At 65.5% G+C, this 1,422-nt stretch carries 1 protein-coding gene; it reads left to right on the top strand.

Annotated elements, in window-relative coordinates:
- The first annotated feature begins 49 nt into the window (after window positions 1–49).
- Window positions 50–1,393 (top strand): IS630 family transposase, encoded by a 1,344-nt coding sequence (locus ACLB9X_RS34345; protein WP_410364334.1) that lies wholly within the window; start codon window positions 50–52, stop codon window positions 1,391–1,393.
- Window positions 1,394–1,422: the final 29 nt, after the last annotated feature.

The raw sequence follows: 1,422 nt of genomic DNA, 5'->3' as shown, positions 1-1,422 counted from the left end.
CTAGTGTGATGCGCCCGAAATCCTGAGGGTTACTTGGTACCTTCTTTTCATGGCGCATCGAGGCCCTGCTGCTGTGGAGATCGTTCTTTCCGAGGACGAACGTGTCGAGCTTGGGCGCCGGGTGGGGCTGCCGGACCGGCGCACGGCTGAGCGGGCCCGGATCATCCTGGCGTGTGCTGACGGGATGTCGAATGCGGGTGCCGCGCAGGCTGTCGGCGCCGGTGTGAAGACGGTTCGCAAGTGGCGCGGGAGGTTCGCCGCTGAGCGGCTGGCGGGGCTTGAGGACGAGGGCCCTATCGGCCGGCCGAAGTCCGAGCTGGTCCTGACCGATGGCGAGTTGGCCCAGCTGGTGCGCTGGTCGAGGCGGGCGAAGACTGCCCAGTACCTCGCGCTGCGGGCGAAGATCGTGCTGCGGTGCGCCCAGGGCGCGACGAACAAGCAGGTCGCCGCCGATCTGGGTGTGGACCAGTCGACCGTGGACCGTTGGCGGGCTCGTTTCGTGGCTGATCGACTCGACGGCCTGCAGGACGAACCACGCACCGGCAGGCCGCCCTCGATCCTGCTCGACCAGGTCGAAGACGTCATCGTCGCGACGCTGGAATCCGCGCCGGGCAAGGACACCCACTGGTCGCGCGCCTCCATGGCCGCCCGCACCGGACTGTCGAAGTCCACGATCGGCCGGATCTGGAAGAGGTTCGACCTCAAGCCTCACGTGCAGGACTCCTTCAAGCTTTCCACCGACCCGCAGTTCGTCGACAAGGTCGTCGACGTCGTCGGCCTCTACCACAACCCGCCGGAGAAGGCAGTGGTGTTATGCGTCGACGAGAAGAGCCAGATCCAGGCCCTGGACCGCTCGCAGCCGGTGCTGCCGATGATGCCGGGCATGCCCGAGCGCCGGACCCACGACTACCTGCGGCACGGCATCACCAGCCTGTTCGCCGCCTTCAACATCGCCGACGGCACCGTCATCCATGCTCTGCACCGACGCCACCGCGCCATCGAGTTCAAGAAGTTCCTGATCGCGATAGACAAGGCCGTGCCCGCCGAGCTGGACGTGCACTTGGTCTGTGACAACTACGTCACCCACAAGACCCCCGAGATCCAGAAGTGGCTCGCTCGACACCCCCGCTTCCACGTCCACTTCACACCGACCGGCTCCTCCTGGATCAACCAGGTCGAGCGGTGGTTCGGCCTGTTGACCGACAAACTCATCCGCCGCGGTGTCCACACCTCCGTGAAGGCCCTGGAGAAGGACATCCGCGACTGGATCGAGACCTGGAACGAGAACCCCAGGCCCTTCACCTGGATGAAGACCGCCGACGAGATCCTCAACTCGCTCGCCGGCTACCTCGCCAAGGTCAGGACCACCACCGACACAGCCAAGCAGGAATAACCCTCAGGATTTCGGGCGCATCACACTAG

Origin of the sequence: Streptomyces sp. 5K101, assembly GCF_046506645.1 — a bacterium.
Classification (GTDB): domain Bacteria; phylum Actinomycetota; class Actinomycetes; order Streptomycetales; family Streptomycetaceae; genus Streptomyces.
Note: the sequence above shows the minus strand (reverse complement) of the source record. Positions and strands in the feature narration are given on the sequence as shown.